14 protein-coding genes are annotated in these 17,665 nt (G+C 65.6%); 2 read left to right on the forward strand and 12 right to left on the reverse strand.

What is annotated here, in order from left to right; translation table 11 throughout:
• Positions 1-134: 134 nt before the first annotated feature.
• From argH to argC, 6 genes are read right to left on the reverse strand one after another with little or no spacing between them, the layout of a single operon-like run.
• Positions 135-1,535: an argininosuccinate lyase gene (argH, locus tag V7R84_RS09415; protein ID WP_338568265.1), complete on the reverse strand. Its 1,401-nt coding sequence runs from the start codon at positions 1,533-1,535 to the stop codon at positions 135-137.
• Positions 1,532-2,044, reverse strand: coding sequence for an arginine repressor (locus V7R84_RS09420; protein ID WP_338568267.1), 513 nt, complete (start codon positions 2,042-2,044; stop codon positions 1,532-1,534). Before V7R84_RS09420 ends, argH begins: the two co-directional genes overlap by 4 nt.
• Positions 2,037-3,209, reverse strand: a complete 1,173-nt coding sequence (locus V7R84_RS09425) for an acetylornithine transaminase (protein ID WP_338568269.1) — start codon at positions 3,207-3,209, stop codon at positions 2,037-2,039. Before V7R84_RS09425 ends, V7R84_RS09420 begins: the two co-directional genes overlap by 8 nt.
• Positions 3,206-4,108 carry an acetylglutamate kinase gene (gene argB / locus V7R84_RS09430; protein ID WP_338568271.1) on the reverse strand — a complete coding sequence of 301 codons (903 nt, stop codon included), beginning with the start codon at positions 4,106-4,108 and terminating at the stop codon, positions 3,206-3,208. Before argB ends, V7R84_RS09425 begins: the two co-directional genes overlap by 4 nt.
• The gene (argJ, locus tag V7R84_RS09435) at positions 4,105-5,256 is read right to left on the reverse strand and encodes a bifunctional glutamate N-acetyltransferase/amino-acid acetyltransferase ArgJ (protein WP_338568272.1); all 1,152 of its coding nucleotides are present in this window, start codon (positions 5,254-5,256) and stop codon (positions 4,105-4,107) included. Before argJ ends, argB begins: the two co-directional genes overlap by 4 nt.
• The gene (gene argC / locus V7R84_RS09440) at positions 5,253-6,284 is read right to left on the reverse strand and encodes an N-acetyl-gamma-glutamyl-phosphate reductase (protein ID WP_338568274.1); all 1,032 of its coding nucleotides are present in this window, start codon (positions 6,282-6,284) and stop codon (positions 5,253-5,255) included. The genes argJ and argC overlap by 4 nt, the downstream gene beginning before the upstream one ends.
• A gap of 120 nt (positions 6,285-6,404) precedes the next feature.
• On the opposite strand from argC, the gene leuS reads away from it, so the two are divergent.
• Complete coding sequence (gene leuS / locus V7R84_RS09445; RefSeq protein ID WP_338568275.1) at positions 6,405-9,239, forward strand: leucine--tRNA ligase; 2,835 nt, start codon at positions 6,405-6,407, stop codon at positions 9,237-9,239.
• A gap of 60 nt (positions 9,240-9,299) precedes the next feature.
• Here leuS and V7R84_RS09450 read toward each other — a convergent pair whose 3' ends face one another.
• Positions 9,300-9,860, reverse strand: coding sequence for a TetR family transcriptional regulator (locus tag V7R84_RS09450; protein WP_338568276.1), 561 nt, complete (start codon positions 9,858-9,860; stop codon positions 9,300-9,302).
• Between the two features lie 90 nt (positions 9,861-9,950).
• On the opposite strand from V7R84_RS09450, the gene putP reads away from it, so the two are divergent.
• Positions 9,951-11,462, forward strand: a complete 1,512-nt coding sequence (putP, locus tag V7R84_RS09455; protein WP_338568277.1) for a sodium/proline symporter PutP — start codon at positions 9,951-9,953, stop codon at positions 11,460-11,462.
• Positions 11,463-11,483: 21 nt separating this feature from the next.
• Here the strand turns inward: putP and V7R84_RS09460 are convergent, their stop codons facing one another.
• From V7R84_RS09460 to rplT, 5 genes are all read right to left on the reverse strand, one after another.
• The gene (locus V7R84_RS09460; RefSeq protein WP_338568279.1) at positions 11,484-12,581 is read right to left on the reverse strand and encodes a cytochrome P450; all 1,098 of its coding nucleotides are present in this window, start codon (positions 12,579-12,581) and stop codon (positions 11,484-11,486) included.
• A 20-nt stretch (positions 12,582-12,601) separates the two neighbouring features.
• Positions 12,602-15,097: a phenylalanine--tRNA ligase subunit beta gene (gene pheT, locus V7R84_RS09465; protein ID WP_338568280.1), complete on the reverse strand. Its 2,496-nt coding sequence runs from the start codon at positions 15,095-15,097 to the stop codon at positions 12,602-12,604.
• Positions 15,094-16,203 carry a phenylalanine--tRNA ligase subunit alpha gene (pheS, locus tag V7R84_RS09470; protein ID WP_338568282.1) on the reverse strand — a complete coding sequence of 370 codons (1,110 nt, stop codon included), beginning with the start codon at positions 16,201-16,203 and terminating at the stop codon, positions 15,094-15,096. Before pheS ends, pheT begins: the two co-directional genes overlap by 4 nt.
• A 222-nt stretch (positions 16,204-16,425) precedes the next feature.
• Positions 16,426-17,238 carry a TrmH family RNA methyltransferase gene (locus V7R84_RS09475; protein WP_412728119.1) on the reverse strand — a complete coding sequence of 271 codons (813 nt, stop codon included), beginning with the start codon at positions 17,236-17,238 and terminating at the stop codon, positions 16,426-16,428.
• Positions 17,235-17,603: a 50S ribosomal protein L20 gene (gene rplT / locus V7R84_RS09480; RefSeq protein WP_338568286.1), complete on the reverse strand. Its 369-nt coding sequence runs from the start codon at positions 17,601-17,603 to the stop codon at positions 17,235-17,237. Before rplT ends, V7R84_RS09475 begins: the two co-directional genes overlap by 4 nt.
• Positions 17,604-17,665: the final 62 nt, after the last annotated feature.

Here is a 17,665-nt window from a genome sequence, read left to right on the forward strand (position 1 = left end):
AAAAACTTCTGGGGCCCCCGAACCGGTTCGGGGGCCCCAGAAGTTTTTGCACATGTATTTCTTCAATGCCGCTCCATGGCCGGTCAGCGGGCCAAACATGGTCTCGACACAGTGGCCTAGATGAATCCACCTGCTTAGCTCCAGGCCCTGTTCTCCTCGAGGAGCGCGAAAACCTCCTCCAGTTGTTCCGCCACGCGGGCAGTCGCGGTGCCGCCACGCCCGTTGCGGGCGTTCACCGACCCCTCTACCGTCAGCACCTCGAGCACTCCGAGGTCGAGATGCTCACTGATGCCGGGCAGGTCGGCCTCAGTGAGGTCCTGGAGGGTGATTCCTCGGTTCTCGCAGTAGCGCACCGTCTCTCCCGCTACCTCATGTGCGACGGCAAAAGGCACACGCATTCTCACCAAGTGGTCAGCGACGTCGGTGGCCAAAGAGAAACCTGCGGGAGCCACCGCGGCCATGCGTTCGCGGTCGAAGGTCAGGGTGGCGATCATCCCGGCGACTGCGGGCAGCAGGATTCTCAACTGGTCCAGTCCGTCGAATACCGGTTCTTTGTCCTCCTGGAGATCTCGGTTGTAGGCCAGCGGCATTCCCTTGAGCGTCGCAAGGAGACCCGCTAGATTCCCGATGAGCCGTCCCGCCTTGCCGCGGGCCAACTCAGCCACGTCGGGGTTCTTCTTCTGGGGCATGATCGAACTGCCCGTGGACCACTCATCAGCCAGTTTCGCGAAACCGAACTCCGCGGTGCACCAGAGGATCACATCCTCACTGAGACGAGACAGATCCACCCCAATCTGCGCCAGGATCCATGCGATCTCGGCCACCAGGTCACGAGCAGCAGTGCCGTCGATGGAGTTCGGCACCGACGACGTGAAGCCTAGCTCACGGGCCACCAAGCCCGGGTCCAGACCGAGCGAGGTCCCGGCAAGGGCGGCCGAACCGTAGGGGCTGACAGCCAGGCGGGTATCGAGGTCCCTCAGGCGGGAGACGTCGCGCAACAGCGGCCAGGCGTGCGCCAATAGGTGGTGGCTCAACAGCACCGGCTGGGCAGATTGCAGGTGGGTGCGTCCTGGCATCACGGCACCCAGGTTCTTTTTCGCCTGCCCGGCCAGGGCCTCGACAACATCCAGAACCTCCGCCACCAGCACGCGCACCTCATCGCGCAGGTAGCTGCGGATCAGAGTGGCGATCTGGTCATTACGAGAGCGCCCCGCCCGCAACCGGCCACCGAGTTCAGGGCCGACGATCTCCTTGAGACCCCTTTCCAGCGCGCCGTGGACGTCCTCATCAGCGGGGGCCGGGGAGAACTCCCCTGCGTTCACTCGACGCAGTAGCTCCGCGAGCCCAGCATCCATAGCAGCAGCCTCGTCATCAGTCAGCAGCCCAGCCGCGTGGAGGGCCTTGGCATGGGCCCGCGATCCGGCAATGTCATGGGGGGCCAGACGCCAATCGAACTGGGTGGAGCGACTCAGCTCGAACATCGCGTCGGCAGGTCCCCCGGCAAACCGTCCCCCCCAGAGCCTTCCCTCGGTCACTGTCCCTCCTTCTCCAGGTCCCGGAGCCTCGTCGGCTTCCCGGTGCGTGTCATGTGAGCGATGATGCCGGCGGTGCGTGCCGCGGCTTCTGGGTCCGTGGTGACCAACAGCAGGGTGTCGTCGCCTGCGATGGTGCCCATCACCCCGGGCAGTCGTGTTCTATCCACGTGCGCCCCCAGGAACTGAGCGGCGCCGGGCGGGGTCTTGATGACGATCTGGTTTGCTGCATGCTGTATCGACTGCAGCAGTTCCACGCAGCGGCGGGCCAGTTTCTCCGCCGCCACTCCACCGCCCTCCGCTTCATCACCGACGGCGTAGACGAGACTCCCCTCGGGAGTGCGGCGTTTCACCGCACCGAGAGCCAGGAGGTCCTTACTCAGGGTGGACTGACTCACCTCCACGTCTCGTTCCCCCAACGCAGCACTCAACTCCTGCTGCGAGGCGAACTCCCCTTCCTCCAGCAGACTCCGCAACAGGGCGAGGCGGGCGGACCGTTTCATCTCAGGCATTACATCTCTCCAACCATCCGGGCAGGGCGGTCACGAAGGGGGCCAGGTCGGCCTCCGTGATGATCAGCGGCGGAGCAACCCGCAGCACATCGGGGCGCGGAGCGTTCAGCAACCATCCCTCCGACAGGGCCAGCTCCACCACCCGCGGAGCCGCCTCCCGGGTGAGCACGATACCCCGTAGCAGGCCCGCCCCGCGCACCCCTACGATCTCCGGGCATCCCAGGCCCATGATCTTTGAAGCGAACCAGTCGCCGACGCGACGGACATCCTCGAGCAGGCCGCTGCCCACCACGTCCAGGACGGCATTGCCAGCCGCCGCCGCGACGGGGTTGCCCCCAAAAGTGCTGCCATGCCCGCCGGGGGTCAGCAGGTCCGCGGCGCGCCCCGTGGCGATGCAGGCCCCGATGGGGAACCCATTCCCGAGGCCCTTGGCCACCGTCACCAGATCCGCTGTCACCCCCTGGGCACGACTCAGCAGCAGTTCGCCACAACGACCAATGCCGGTTTGGACCTCGTCGATCCACAGCAGAGTCCCGGTACGGGAGGCGATCTCCCGGGCAGCAGCCAGGTATCCCTCCGGGGCCGGGATCACCCCGGACTCCCCCTGGACAGGTTCGATGACCACCGCGGCCACCGTTTCATCCACGACCGCTTCAAGAGCTCCAGCGTCACCAAAGGGAACGAACGTGACCTCCCCGGGAAGCGGTTCGAAGGGTTCCCGGTACTTCTCGGTGTGCGTGACGGCCAGCGCCCCCATGGTCCGACCGTGGAAAGATCCCTCCATCGCCACGAGACGGGTCCGACCGGTCAGGCGACTCACCTTGAATGCGGCCTCGTTGGCCTCAGCCCCCGAGTTGGCAAGGAAAACCCTGCCCCCACCAGCCGCTTCCGAGAGGCGTTCTGCCAGCCGGATCTGCGGCTCGGAGGCGAAGAAGTTTGAGATGTGCCCGAGGGTTTTCAGCTGCCTGGTGACGGCCTCCACGACGGCGGGATGCGCGTGTCCCAGGGCGTTGACGGCAATTCCCGCCAGCAGGTCGACGTAGCGGGTTCCATCAACGTCCCACAGGTGGATGCCCTCGCCGCGGGCGAAGATCCTTCGAGGCGCCCCAAAGGCGTTCATCATGACCGCCCCGTAGCGGCTCCCGAGTTCGGTTTCGTGACTCATGCCGTCTCCTCGCAGACCATGGTTCCCACCCCGTCGTCGGTGAAGATCTCCAGCAGCAGGCAGTGCGGCACGCGGCCGTCGATGATGGTGGCGGAGCGCACCCCGCCCTCCACGGCCCGCGCGCACGCCTCCATCTTCGGGACCATCCCCGAAGTGAGGCCGGGCATCAACTGGCGCACCTCCTCGGGAGTGATGGAGGAGATGATGGTCGACTCGTCGGGATAGTTCGCGTACAGCCCCGCCACGTCGGTGAGCATGACCAGGCGTTTTGCCCCGAGCGCAATGGCCAGGGCCGAGGCTGCGGTATCGGCATTGACGTTGTAGATCTGACCATCAGGTCCGGGCGCGACGGTTGCGACCACCGGAATGCGGCCCGCCTCGATCAGGTCGAACAGCGCGGAGGAATCGACGGAATCGACGTCACCGACAAAACCCAGGTCGATCTCCTCTCCGTCCTCGACCAGACCACGGCGCCGAGCCCGCAGCAGTCCGCCGTCCTCACCAGATAAGCCGACAGCGAATGGCGCGTGGGCGTTGATGAGACCCACCAGTTCCCTGCCAACCTGTCCCACCAGCACCATGCGCACCACATCCATGGCTTCGGACGTTGTCACTCTGAGACCGCCGCGGAACTCCGAGGTGATGCCGAGCCGCTCCAACATGGAACTGATCTGGGGTCCGCCGCCGTGAACGACCACCGGTTTCAGGCCGACGCGGCGCAGGAACACGATGTCCTCGGCGAAAGCGCGTTTGAGGTCGTCGTCGATCATGGCGTTTCCGCCGTATTTGACGACGACAGTCTCGCCCGCGAATTGGCCGATCCATGGCAAGGCCTCGATGAGGGTGTTGGCCTTGGTCAGAAGCAGGTTGTGGTCGGGATGGGTGTATCGGAGGGTCATGAGGAGTACTCCGCATTCTCCTTCACGTATTCGTACGTGAGGTCGGTGGTGAGGATGGTGGCCGTCGCATCACCCGCGTGCAGATCGATCAGGACGTGGACCCTGCGACCGGACAGGTCGACCAGTTCGCGAGGGTCACCGATCCCGCCATCGCGGCAGACCTGGATGCCGTTGAAGAAGACGTCCAGCCGGTCAGCTTCAAAAACGGCGTCGGTGACACCAATGGCTGACAGCACGCGCCCCCAGTTCGGGTCGCCCCCGAAGATCGCACACTTGAACAGGTTGCTGCGCGCCACCTCACGGCCCACCGTCTCCGCGTCACGCTCGGATGCGGCACCGACGACCTCAATGGCTACCTCGTGCCTAGCACCCTCGGCGTCGGCAATCAGCTGGCGCGCGAGATCCTGGCAGAGTTCGCTCAGCGCAGCGGTGAACTCCCGCCCGTCCGGCGTGACACCGCTGGCCCCAGAAGCAAGCAACAGCACGGTGTCGTTGGTGGACATGCAGCCGTCCGCATCGGCCCTGTCGAAACTGACGCGGCTCGCCTCGCGGAGTGCCGCGTCCAGAGCCGGTGCCTCCAGGTCGGCATCGGTGGTCAGCACCACGAGCATCGTCGCAAGGCCGGGCGCGAGCATCCCGGCCCCCTTGGCCATGCCTCCGATGCTCCAGCCCTCGCCGTGGTGAACGGCCTGCTTACTGACGGTGTCGGTGGTCATGATCGCGGTCGCGGCATCCTCTCCCCCCTCCCGGGACAGCCGCGAGCAGGCCCGTTCGATGCCGGAGGTGACCTCTGCCATGGGCAGCCGGACACCGATCAGTCCGGTGGAGCAGACGGCAACCTCTCCCGCCCTCACCCCGAGTCCGGTGGCCGTCGCCTCGGCCATGACCCCAGCGTCCTCGAATCCCGGCCGGCCGGTGCAGGCGTTCGCCCCGCCGGAGTTCAGGACCACCGCGCGCAGCTGGCCATCGGCGACGACCCGCCGGGACCAGTCGACGGGCGCTGCGAAGACTCGGTTGCGGGTGAACACCCCGGCCGCAGCAAACCGTGGCCCGAGGTTGGAAACGACGGCCAGGTCGAGGCGATCGCCGGTCTTGATGCCGGCTGCGATTCCAGCGGCGACGAATCCTGTAGGGGTCGTGACGCTCACGGTGCCACTCCGATCATGCTCAGGCCGGTGGTCTCGTCGAGACCGAGGGCGATGTTCATGGACTGGACGGCACCGCCGGCGGTGCCCTTGGTGAGGTTGTCGATGGCCGAAACCACCACAACCCGGTCCGCAGCCTCATCGACGGCGACCTGCACCGTGACCCGGTTGGACCCGAGGACACCCGCGGTCGTGGGCCACACACCTTCGGGCAGCAGGTCAACGAATGGTTCGTCCGCATAGGCAGCCTCGTAGGATCTCCGCACCTCGTCTTCCGCGACGTCACCGACCCTGGGGGCGGAGCAGGTCGCGAGGATGCCCCGGGGCATCGGCACCAACATGGGGGTGAACGAGACACCGACCCGTTCACCTGTCACCGAGGAGAGATTCTGGATGATCTCGGGAATGTGCCGGTGCACCCCTCCGACCCCGTAGACCGAGGCGCTACCCATGACCTCCGAGCCGAGGAGATGCGGTTTGGCGGCCTTCCCCGCCCCGGATGTCCCGGATGCGGCGACGATGACGATTCCCGCAGGGTCGATCAGACCTGCCTGAACGGCAGGGAACAGAGCAAGTGTGGCCGCCGTTGGGTAGCAGCCGGGCACCGCTATTCGTCCGGTGTCGCGCAGGGCATCCCGACAGCCGGGCAGCTCGGGCAGACCGTAGGGCCAGGTGCCCGCATGCTCGCTTCCATAGAAACGCCTCCACTGCCCGGGATCGCGCAGCCGGAAATCGGCCCCGGCATCGATGACCAGCGTCTCCGCTCCGAGCAGCCCGGCGATCCCGGCGCTCGCCCCGTGAGGCAGGGCCAGGAAGACGACATCGTGGCCGGCGAGATTCTCGGCGGCAGTGGCGACTATTTCCCGGTCAGCGAGGGGCGCCAGGTGGGGCTGGTGGTCTCGCAGCCGGTCGCCCACTGATGAGTTGCCTGCCAGGGCACCAATCTCAGTCTCGGGGTGTTGCAGGAGCAGTCGCAGCACCTCACCTCCCGCGTATCCCGTGCATCCTGCGACGGCAACCTTGAAACTCATAGCGGAAATTATGCCATAGAAAAGAATAAGTATTCCAAATTTTCTCGGGCCCAGTCGACCGGGCAGGCCGCGGCGGGATAGTCTCGATCCCGCAGTTGCATGTTGTAAGGAGAAACGCTGATGAGCGAGCCGTCGTACCGGTACACCGCAAAGCTGGCCGGTGAGATCGAGGCGCACTGGCAGGATCGCTGGGAGACCGAGGGCACGTTCCACGCCCCGAATCCTGCCGGGCCCTGGGCTGAGCCCGAGAAGATCGATTCCTTCGACGAGAAGCTCTTCGTCCTTGACATGTTTCCCTACCCGAGTGGCGCAGGCCTGCATGTCGGACATCCCCTCGGCTACATCGCCACCGACACCTTCGCGCGTTTCAACCGCATGAAAGGTCGCAACGTGCTGCATGCCCTCGGCTATGACGCCTTCGGTTTGCCTGCTGAGCAGTATGCGGTGCAGTCAGGGCAGCATCCCCGGGTCACCACCGAGCACAACATCGCCATCATGCGCCGCCAGCTACGGCGCCTGGGCCTGGCCCACGATCCCCGCCGCAGCGTGGCGACCATCGATGTCGAGTTCTATCGCTGGACTCAGTGGATCTTCCTGCAGATCTTCAATGCCTGGTTCGATGAGAAAGCGAACAAGGCCCGCCACATCGATGAGCTGCTCGAGGAGTTCACATCCGGGAAGCGCTCCACCCCCTCAGGACAACCGTGGGGAGAGCTGTCAGCGCAGGAGCAGCGCCAAATCATCGACTTGCACCGGCTGGCTTACCTGTCCGATGCGCCCGTGAACTGGTGCCCGGGCCTGGGCACTGTGCTGGCCAATGAGGAGGTCACCAACGAGGGACGCTCCGAGATTGGCAACTTCCCGGTTTTCAAGCGCAACATGAGCCAGTGGATGCTGCGCATCACCGCCTACGCGGAACGCCTCCTGGCGGACCTGGACAAGCTGGACTGGCCTGACAAGGTCAAGGCCATGCAGCGCAACTGGATCGGTCGTTCCGAGGGGGCCCGGGTGTTCTTCACCGAGGCCGCCAGCGGCGAACAGATCGAGGTGTTCACCACCCGCCCGGACACCTTGTTCGGCGCCACCTTCATGGTGTTGGCACCCGAACACCACCTGGCCGACGACGCTGCCTCCGAGTGGCCTGAGGGCACCGACCCCGCCTGGACCAGAGGCCACGTCTCCCCTGCCGAGGCGGTCGCTGCCTACCGCGCTGAGGCGGAACGCAAAACCGATGCGGACCACCGCGTCGAGGACAAAGAGAAGACGGGCCTGTTCACCGGGCGCTTCGCCGTTAACCCCGTCAACGGCCAGCGCGTCCCGATCTTCATCGCCGATTACGTCACCCTGGGTTACGGCACGGGAGCGGTCATGGCGGTCCCCTCGGGCGACCAGCGCGACTGGGAGTTCGCCAAGGCTCACAACCTGCCGATCGTCGAAACCGTGATCCCCGAATCCGACCATGACGGCACTTCAGCGTGGACGGGTGACGGCGAGGTAATCAACTCCGCCAACTCCGAGATCTCCCTGAACGGCATGACCGTCGCCGACGCCAAGACCGCCATCACCGAGTGGTTGGAGGCCAAGGGACTGGGCGAGGCCACCGTGAACTACCGGCTGCGGGACTGGCTGTTCAGCCGTCAGCGCTACTGGGGCGAGCCCTTCCCGATCGTCTATGACGAGACCGGCCTGCCCATCGCGCTGCCCGAAGAGATGCTGCCCATCGAGCTGCCCGAGGTCACCGACTACTCCCCGAAGGCCCTGGATCCGGAGGACCGGAACTCCGATCCGGTACCGCCGCTGGCCCGCGCCACCGACTGGGCCAGCGTCGAAGTGGACCTGGGCGACGGCACGAAGGTCTACCGTCGCGAGCTGAACGTGATGCCGCAGTGGGCCGGCTCCTGTTGGTACGAGATGCGCTACCTGGACCCCGCCAACCACGACCGCTTCGTCGGCGAGGAAGTGGAACGCTACTGGATGGGACCCCGCGGTGAGGGTGATGTCGGCGGGGTGGACCTGTACGTCGGTGGGGTCGAACACGCCGTGCTGCACCTGCTCTACGCACGGTTCTGGCACAAGGTGCTGTTCGATCTGGGACACGTCTCATCCGCCGAGCCGTTCCGTCGCTTGTTCAATCAGGGCTACATCCAGGCCTACGCCTACCGCGATTCCCGCGGCCAGACCGTGCCCGCCGCCGAGACGGAGGCACACGGGGAGGGCGAGAAAACGACCTGGACCTGGCAGGGCCAGCCGGTCAAACGCGAGTACGGGAAGATGGGCAAGTCGCTGAAGAACGTCGTCTCCCCGGACGAGATGTACGAGACCTACGGCGCCGACACCTTCCGTCTCTACGAAATGGGTATGGGCCCGCTGGCCCAGTCGAAGCCGTGGGAGACCCGCGCTGTGGTCGGGGCGCAGCGATTCCTGCAGCGGCTGTGGCGCAACGTCGTCGAGGAGGAGACGGGCGATCTGATCACCCGTGATACCGATATCGACGACGACACCCTCCATGCCCTGCACAAAACCATCGACGCCGTCACCAAGGACTACGAGGGGTTGTCGTTCAACACCGCCATCGCGCGGCTCACGGAGTACAACACCGTCCTGACCGCCCTCAAGGTGGTGCCCAGGGCCGCGGTGGAGCCGCTGGTGCTGATGGTCGCGCCCCTGGCCCCGCACATCGCGGAGGAGCTGTGGCACCGGCTGGGGCACGAGCAGTCGCTGGCCCACGAGCCCTTCCCCGTGGCGGATCCCGAGCTGGTGACCGAGGACACCATCACTGCCGTCGTGCAGGTTCGTGGCAAACTGCGCGCCCAGCTGGAGGTGCCCACCTCGATCACCGAGGATGAGCTGCGCGAACTGGCCCTGGCCCATCCACGCATCGTCAAGGAGATCCCCAACGGCGTGCGCAAGGTGATCGTCAAGGCCCCCAAACTGGTCAACGTCGTCCCGGCCTGAAGCCACGGGGAGTCACGGAAACCTGTGCGGTTCGCCAGCCCCTGTGGCCGGGAACCAGCGTCATTGCGTGGTCACGCATGGATCACAACACGAGATCCCACGAACCAGCAACTCCACGCCGTGACTGAAATCCGCCCTGGAGGCTTCCGCGTCAAAGGTTTCGAGGACCCCCAGGGCGACCAGCTGAGTGCGGGTCTGCTCCGACATGACATGGCCCAGGATGAAGTGCAGGAAAGCGGTCGCCGTGGCCGCCGGTTCGGAACAGTTCCGCTCGGCCAGCAGGCCGCGGGCCGCCGCAGTCGCGTCCACGGTGCCCATGCCCAGCGCTGTCGTCGAGGCGACCAGCTCGGCGCCATCGCGGTGGGCCAGCAGCGCCCCCCGCAGGTTGTGGGACCAGTCCCTCAACCACTCCCCTGTCGCCCTCGAATCAGGAATGGCGACGGGGGCCAGTATCACGTCGGCGATCCCGGCCAGCAGCGACTGCTTGTTCGGCACGTGGTAGTACAGCGCCCCGGCCTTGACTCCGAGTTCGTCAGCGATGCGCCGCATGGAGAGATCCCCGAGCCCCCAGGAATCCAGGATCCGCAGTCCCGCTTCGACTATCCGCCCTCTGGTCAGCACGGTGTGAATGGTACAGCCGGTATTCGGAATCCCCACCACGATGACCTCAGAGTCGATTAGGTTAGGTTGCTTCTTCGAACGGAGGTACCGATGAACGAGCAGACCTATCAGGCAATCTCGATGATCATCTACTTCGTCGCGATGATCGTCATAGGTCTCTGGGCCTATCAACGCACCGACGATATGGATGACTACATGCTGGCCGGGAGAAACCTCGGTCCTCTCTCCACAGCCCTGTCCGCCGGCGCCTCCGACATGTCCGGCTGGCTGCTCATGGGCCTTCCCGGCGCCTTCTACCTGTCGGGGATGTCCGCGATGTGGCTCCCCATAGGGTTGACCGTGGGCGCCTGGCTGAACTGGAGGTACACCGCACCGCGGCTACGAACCTACACGGAGGTGGCGAACAACTCACTGACCATCCCCACCTTCCTGAGCGCCCGACTGCACGACAGCTCACGGCTGATCCAGATCGGCGCGGGCGTAATCATCCTGGTGTTCTTCACCTTCTACGTCTCCAGCGGCATGGTGGCGGGCGGCAGGTTCTTCGAGGCTTCCTTCGGGACGGACTACCGCCTGGGCATGATCCTGGTGGCAGGCACCACGGTGCTCTACACCTTGGTCGGTGGCTTCCTCGCGGTCGCCTACACCGACGTGGTGCAGGGGCTCATGATGGTGACCGCCCTTGTAGCGGTCCCGGTGGCCGGTCTGCTCCAGTTGGGCGGTTTCGGACCACTGATCTCGACCATCGACGAACTAGATCCGAAAACGTGGGCACTGTGGGGTGCCTCCACCTCACTGATGAGCATCGTCTCAGCAGCCGCTTGGGGGCTTGGGTATTTCGGGCAGCCACACATCATCGTGCGTTTCATGGCCCTGGAAACCCCACAGCAGGCAAAGGCGGGACGGCGCATCGGCATCGGGTGGATGGCGCTGGCCTGTCTGGGCGCCGCCGCCACCGCGCTGGTCGGCATCGCCACCTACCGCCGCGACACCGGGAAACTACCCGATCCTGAGACCGTGTTCATTTCGCTGGGACAGTTGCTGTTCCACCCGTTCGTTGCGGGATTCATGCTGGCGGCGATCCTTGCCGCGATCATGTCCACCATCAGCTCCCAGCTGCTGGTCTCCTCCTCCGCCCTCGTGGAGGATCTCTATCACGCCTTCAACCGCAGGGAGCTGGGCGAGAAACGCTCCGTTCTGCTGGGCCGGGTGGCGGTGATGCTGGTCTCCGTGGTCGCAGCCATCATGGCGTGGCAGGCCAACGACAGCATTCTCAACCTGGTCTCGTTCGCCTGGGCCGGTTTCGGAGCCTCCTTTGGCCCCGTGGTACTGCTGGCCCTCTTCTGGCGACGGCTAACCCGCTGGGGCGCGCTAGCGGGCATGACGACCGGTGCTGTCGTGGCGGCAGTCTGGGCGAACCTGTCCGGGGGCATCTTCGACCTCTACGAGTTGCTTCCCGGGTTCGTGGCGAACCTGATCGTGACCATCGTCGTTTCCCTGAGCACTGATATTGCTCCGGGCGTGAAAGCTGAGTTCGACGAGGCGGTGGCTCTAGTGACCAACTTCAGGAAAGGTGAGCTGACCACCACAGCCAAGAACTAACCGAGCGAGCCTGCACGAACCTCAGCGGAGGACCACGGGGCAGCTGGCCCAACCCCCTAGCGGGAACTCGGCCCGGACCGCCCGTGGTTCCTCCGGCAGCTCGATCCCGGAGATCACTGCCAAGAGTTCCTCCAGCAGAACACGCAGCTCCAGAGTCGCCAGCCCGCGTCCCGGGCAGACGTGCGGACCCCTTCCGTAGACGAGATTCTCGGGGGCGTTCTCCTCGGGCCGGAAGGCGTCGGGATCCGGGAACACCGCAGGGTCACGGTTGGCGCGGGTCCAGTCCACCACGAGACGCTGCCCGGCCTCGATGTTCTCTCCCGCCAGTTCGGTCTCGCGGGCGGCGATCCGTCGATTGGAGACGAAGGGGTCGTCGATGCGCAGGAACTCGTCGATGGCACGGTTGGTCGCCTCGGCGTCGCCCAACCGACTGCGCAGATCCCGAAGCAACGCGGGAAACGCCGCCAATTGATGGATGATCACCCCGATGCACAGGGCGAGCGATCCGAGGTCGCCTCCGGTCCAGTTCCGCAGGATTGAGACCAGCTCGGGGTGTTGGAGACCTCGCCCCTGCACCTGCTGCCGCAACAGCTGGTCGGTGACGTCCCGGGCGGGTTCATCGAGACGCTCCAGGCGGGGCCGGAGCACACCGACGATGATCTCGTCGAAGTGTTCCGCGACGGCGCGGGTGCGTTCGATCTCACCGGACCGGGTCGCGGCTACGTTGTCGGCGACCCATTCGACGAGTTCCTCCTCCAGGTCCGGTTCCCAGCCCAGCCAGGCAAGCATCGCCTGGACCGCATAGCGGGTACCCATGCCCCCGACCACGTCGATCACCTCGCCGCGGGGAAGTCCCGCCACGATCCGGCGAGCCACGTCCCGCAGGCGTGGTTCCAGCTCGGCGAGTGCCTCGGCGGTGAAGAACCTGTCAATCACGGCGCGAAAGGCGGCGTGTTCCTCACCGTCGAGACCGTTCGGAACCTGCAGGAAACGGGAGACCCCACTCGAGAAGGTCTCGGGGTCGGTCACAATTGCGACCACCTCCGAGTGTCCCGCCACCCTCAGATATCCCGCTTCACGCCGGACCGGACACCCTCCAGCGGACTGCGAGGTGGTCATCTTTCCTCCTTCACGTCGGGTCAGGTTCGTTGCGTGGCGCCAAACCGCTCGACCGCTACCGCGACCGCCGCGTCACGAGCCGCCGCCGCCTCGGCGTCGGTCAGTGTCCGGTCGGCCCGGAATCGCAGTCCGAAGGCCAGGGACTTCCTCCCCTCAGGCACTTGATCTCCATGGTAGATGTCAAACAGGGTGACGCTCTCCAGCAGCTCACCCGCCCCCTCGATGAGAGCCTTCCGCACGCCCTCCGCAGGCGTGTTCTCGTCAACAATCAGGGCGACGTCCTCCTTGGCGAGGGGGAAACCCGTAAGCAATCCGATGCGAGGGGTTCCTGCTTCGGCCTCCAGCAGGGCCCCCAGCTCGAGTTCCACTGCGCAGGTCCGGGAGGGCAACCCGAACGCCCGAATCACCTCGGGGTGCAGTTCACCGGCGTACCCGACCGTTCGTTCCGCGAGTAGGAGCTCGGCACAGCGACCGGGATGCCAGGGCGCGGCTTCCGCGTTGCGGCGTTCGAGCGCGTGCCCGGTGGCCCGGGCCACGGCTTCGGCGAGCGCGACGACGTGACGCCAGTCGGCGGCCACCGCCGGGGTATCCCAGCCGGCTGGTCGCCACGCCCCGGTCACCACTCCGGCCAGCAGCTCGGGCTGCTCTGGAAGGGCGGCCTGCAAGGCAGCGATCTCCTCGTCGCTGGGACGTCCCTCCACCCCGGGGCGCGGAGCCGCGGGGGTGTTCCCGTCAAGGTAGACCAAGCCGCGTTCGAAGATCGCCAGGTCCGTGAGAGAGCGGGAGGTGTTCCTGGCCACCGCAGCGAAAAGGCCCGGGAGCAGCGTGGTGCGCAGGTAAGGGCTGGTCTCAGCAAGCGGATTGGCCAGTCGCACCACGGCCCGCCGCGGATCCTCAGCGACCAAGCCCATCCGGTCCAGGTCCGATTCAGAGACGAACGGCAGGCTGAGCACCTCGGTGAAACCGGTTGCGGCCGCGGCCCGCATGGCGGCGCGGCGGGCGCGCTGGGCTCTCGTCAACCCCCTGCCAGCGGGAGCGACCGGGAGACGACTCCCGATACGGTGGTAGCCGATCTTGCGCCCAACCTCCTCGACGATGTCGTAGGGGTCGCGCAAATCGGGACGCCAGGTTGGGGCTTCGACGGTCAGGGAGTCGCCGAGGGCGGTCACCCGGCAACCGCCGGCCTCCAGCACGCGGAGGATCTCCTCAAGCTCCACCTCGGTGCCCAGGATCGCGCTAATCAGTCCGGCTCGCAGATCGATCCTGACCTGCGCCGGTGCCTGCCCGACGACCGTGACGTCACCGCGGACCTGACCACCACCGTGTTCCACGAGCAGCTCGGCGGCGCGGCGGGCAGCAGCGTAGGCGAGCCCCGGGTCGACGGTGCGTTCAAAACGTTTGGACGCCTCTGATGGCAATCCGTGCCGCCGGAAGGTGTGGGAGACACTGGCCGGGGTGAATGCTGCGGCCTCCAACACGATGGCCGTGGTCTCGGCAGAGACCTCGGTGGTTTCCCCTCCCATGACACCGGCGATTCCGATCGGACCGGAGTCATCGGTGATCAGCAGGTCATCGGTGGAGAGAGTGCGGCGGATGCCGTCGAGGGTGGTGATCTCCTCCCCTTCGGTGGCGAGCCGCACCCGGATCGGCCCCTGCAGTTTGGCGGCGTCGTAGGCGTGCAGCGGCTGCCCGGACTCGAGCATCACGTAGTTGGTGACGTCCACCGGAAGGGAAATGGAACGCACCCCGCAGGCCCGCAACCGGTCCGCCATGAACCTGGGTGTCGGGGCAGCCGGATCGAAGCCCTCAATCGTGAAGGCGACGAACACACTGCAACGCTCCGACTCCAGGACAACGGGATAGCCGTCGGAAATCGGGGCGGGCAGCGGCAGGTCGTAGGGGTCACTGAACGGAACCCCGTGGACAACAGCAAGTTCGCGGCCCAGTCCCCGCAGTGACAGGCCGTGGGACAGATCAGGGGTCACGTCGATGTCCAGTACCTCGTCGCGCGTCCACAAGGCTGTCAGAGCGTCGTCCCCGGGGTGCAGACCCGACGACTCGGGGAGCACGATGATCCCGGCGTGATCCTCACCAAGACCGATCTCGTCCTCGGCGCAGATCATGCCGTCGGAGATGTGCCCGTAGGTCTTACGAGCAGAGATCTGGAAGTCACCCGGAAGAACAGCTCCGGGGAGCGCCACGACCACGAGGTCGTCGACGGCGAAGTTCGAGGCGCCGCACACGATGCCCCGGGATGCGGGGTACTGCTCGTCGGCGGGGTCGTTGTGGGACCCGACGTCGACGCGGCAGTACCGGATGGTCTTGCCGTTCTTTTGCGGTTCCTCGGTGAAGCTGAGGACACGACCGATCACGAGCGGACCCGTCACCTGCGAGCCGGTCGACTCAATGTGCTCGACGGTCAGCCCGAGGCGGGTGAAGGCGTCGGCGATCTCCTTGGTTCCGGCCTCTTCGGGCAGGCTCACCAGCTCACGCAGCCACGAGATCGGGGCTTTCATCGGACACCTCCATCAGCAAGAAGGGAGAAACGGACATCGCCCTCGACGAAGTCACGCAGGTCAGGAGCCCCGGTGCGGAACATGACGGTACGGTCAACTCCCATGCCGAAGGCGAAACCGGAATAGGTCTCGGAATCGATCCCGCAGGCCCGCAGCACCCGCGGGTTGACGACCCCGCAGCCGCACCATTCGATCCACCCCTCGGAACGGCAAGTCCGGCAGGGGCGATCGGGGTTGCCGACGGATTCGCCGTGGCAGACGACACACTGGATGTCGACCTCAGCCGAGGGCTCGGTGAATGGGAAGTAGTGGGGGCGCATCCTCGTGGTGACATCACCGAACATGGCTCGAGCGAAGTGGTCGAGGACACCGCGCAGATCGGCCATGGAGATTCCCTTGTCCACCACGAGCCCCTCGAGCTGGTGGAAGACCGGCAGGTGAGTGGCGTCGTACTCGTCGGCGCGGAACACCTTGCCGGGACTGACGACGTAGAGGGGCAGGTCGCGTTCCAGCATGGCGCGAACCTGCACGGGGGAAGTCTGGGTGCGCAGCAGCTTGCCGGCAGTCGCGGGTTCCACCCAGAGGGTGTCTTGTTCACCGCGGGCAGGATGGTCCACACCCAGATTGAGGGCGTCAAAGTTGTACCACTCTGCCTCCAGTTCAGGACCCTCGGCCACCTCCCAGCCCATGGCGACGAACACATCACACATATCGTCGATCAGGGTCGTGATCGGGTGCAGAGCACCTCGGGGGGCCAGCCCCACTGGCAGGGTCATGTCGACACGCTCAGCGACGAGGGCCCGAGTCAACTCCTCGGCAGCCAGCTCCTCCTGCCGCTCCGCGAGGGCCTGGTTGACCTGACCTCGCGCCCTACCGACACGACTCCCGGCTTCTTTGCGCTCTGTCTGCGGCAGCGCGCCGATTCCTCGGTTGGCCAGGGCAAGCGGGGAACGCTCACCCGTGTGATCGATGCGTACCTGCTTCAGCTCGGTCGTGCTGGTGGCCGCCGCGACAGCGGCCAAGGCAGAGTTCACGTATTCCTCGACGGAAGCCGCATCAAGAGCCACTGTCTGCTGTGGACTCGCATTGTCATTAGGGCCTGCCATGGATTTCCCCTTCCAATTACAGCAGCCGAGTCTAGAAGACCGTCTAGTGGCAGGAACAATCGCACCGCCTGATGCCCTCGGCAGAAACTTCCCCGCACGTTAGCAGCCACACCGATGAGCTGTCCGAGACGATTCACAGCTGGACTTTCAGCTCTTTCAGATCATTCACCGTATTGTCTTGTGAACCGCGCGGCGAGAACTGACAGGAGGACCCGACACGGATCAGTTCTTGCGGCGCTGGGCAGAAGCCGTCTGATACAGGCAGATGGCTGCGGCTGAAGACAGGTTGAGACTCTCTGCCGCACCCCACATCGGGACGGCGACTATCCGGTCGGCCAAGGCCGCATCCCCAGCAGGCAGCCCCCAGGCTTCGTTGCCCATCAACCAGGCCGACGGTTTCGCCAAACCACCGGAGGCAGCGAGCAGGTCCAGCGGTTCACCATCGCCGTCGGCCGCGAGCACCTGCATGCCCCGGGAACGCACACGGGAAACAGCCTCAGCAAGGTCGATTCCGGTGAGGATCGGAAGGTGGAACAACGATCCCACTGATGAGCGCACCGTTTTGGGGTTCCACACCTCCACCGATCCCGAGGTGAGAATGACGCCATCCGCCCCGAAGGCATCGGCGCAGCGGATCACGGTTCCCGCATTCCCTGGATCACGGACCTGGGCACAGATCACCAGCAGGCGCGCACCTTCAACGTCCTCCCAATCGAACCGGGGCTGCCGGCACACCGCAACAACCCCTTGCGGGGTGACCGTATCGGACAACTGCCGTACAACCGCCTCAGAACCCCACCACACGGGAATATCAAGATCTTCAACGAGATCGGCATGACGCTCAGGATCAGCGACGATCACACCCGTGACGAGGCCGTCCGTGGCAAGCGCTTCCCGCACCGCCTGGCGGCCTTCGGCAAGAAACTCCCCTGCCAGTTCGCGACCGCGTCGGTTCCTCAGTCGACGAACTGAACGCAGCACGGAGCCGGGAAGCTCACGTGCTGCGTTCGAGTTGTGTTCCGGAGCCACGCTCAGGCGGCAGCCGGAGTCTGGTTCTCGCGGGCGACTGCGACCAGGGCGTTGAACGCCTCGGTGTCGGTGACGGCCAAGTCGGCGAGGATCTTGCGATCCACCTCCACTCCGGCGTTCTTCAGACCGTTGATGAAACGGTTGTAGGTCAGGCCCTCCGCACGGGCGGCTGCGTTGATGCGCTGGATCCACAGGGCACGGAAATCGCCCTTCCTGGCCCTGCGGTCACGGTAGGCGTAGGTGGCGGAGTGGAGGATCTGCTCCTTCGCCTTGCGGTACAAACGTGAGCGCTGCCCACGGTAGCCGGAGGCAAGCTCCAGCACTTCGCGGCGCTTCTTCTTCGCATTCACAGAACGCTTGACGCGTGCCATGGTTACTCCTTGCTCTTCGGCCGGTCACTCCCGGCCCACGGGTGTACTGGGGTTCGGGTGGA

The sequence above is a fragment of the Arachnia propionica genome, assembly GCF_037055325.1.
In the GTDB taxonomy this organism is placed as follows: Bacteria; Actinomycetota; Actinomycetes; order Propionibacteriales; family Propionibacteriaceae; genus Arachnia.